Origin of the sequence: Lysinibacillus alkalisoli, assembly GCF_014643595.1 — a bacterium.
Classification (GTDB): Bacteria; Bacillota; Bacilli; order Bacillales_A; family Planococcaceae; genus Metalysinibacillus; species Metalysinibacillus alkalisoli.
The window spans coordinates 1-1010 of sequence record NZ_BMJT01000030.1; the positions used below are offsets into that span (position 1 = coordinate 1).

The 1010-nt window shown below is 42.9% G+C and carries 1 protein-coding gene; it reads right to left on the minus strand.

Annotated features, from left to right (window positions below; genetic code table 11):
- Positions 1-139: 139 nt before the first annotated feature.
- The gene (locus tag IEW44_RS15810) at positions 140-970 is read right to left on the minus strand and encodes an IS4 family transposase (RefSeq protein WP_229704286.1); all 831 of its coding nucleotides are present in this window, start codon (positions 968-970) and stop codon (positions 140-142) included.
- Positions 971-1010 lie beyond the last annotated feature (40 nt).

A 1010-nucleotide genomic window follows, 5' to 3' on the forward strand; every position in this document is an offset into this window, starting at 1 on the left:
ATTTCCTTGAGTCCAATTCGCCATTCAATCGGCAGGGTATCACAAATAAACTGGCGTGTGAAACCAGCGAAAGATAGGCGTTTACAGTGCTTTTTCTTGTGTCCTTCCATTTGTAAAAACTTGAGTAATACGTAGGCAATTAACGCCGCGAATAGTTGGCTAAACACCGCGTTTGAAGATTTGTCACAACACGCACAATATCCCCTTCGTCATCTGTAAATTCTACGATACGATGGCGTTCAATCGTTTGTTTTTGCGTTGTACCAAGGATACATGTAAAATCAGCCGTCACGTTGGAATCTGTGACAGCGGCTCTTTTCAATGATTTCTTGCGGCTTAGGTGAATATTTTCTTTCAAACGAATGACGAAATCTTGCCCTGATTGCGCGTAACGATCGACCTTATCCATTGAAAAGTAAGCTCGGTCTGCCACGAGAATAAAACGCTTGTCCTCTAAGCTTACACCGATAGGACCATCGTGTTTTAAGCCCGTTGTTTCCACGACTTTCAGGGGCATCTCAGTCGTATTTGTGAAGCTAACATGTAGCTTGATGCCTGAACGCTCGCCGTGATATAAAGCCCATGGTAAACGTGTTTTTCCGACCGTTACTGTGGTCGAATCAATGGCCAGTAAGTCTTTTTTTAGCTTTAATTTGCGGCGTGTCGCTCGATTTAGACGACCAACAATGACGTCAAAAATACGTTTCACAATGTGATAATTCAGCTCGCCTAAGCGTTTTGAAAGCGTGGAATAATCCACAGATTTCAACCCCTGTGCAGAAGCAACATCCGCTGCGTGACGTAAGCTTTTCCATTCGAAAGCCGCAGCGCCAACTAAATAAGCTAAAAGTGTCGGTACATCGCATTTACGAGCTGTATCTTCAAAGCCAAATTCAGCGAGAATTCCTTTGATTTCTTCCTGTGAAATAAAGTTTTGAAGTAATGTGAAAATCGTGGTATTCTTAGCCATGAGAGATTCCTCCTCGTAAAAGTTGTTGTGGTGACTACTA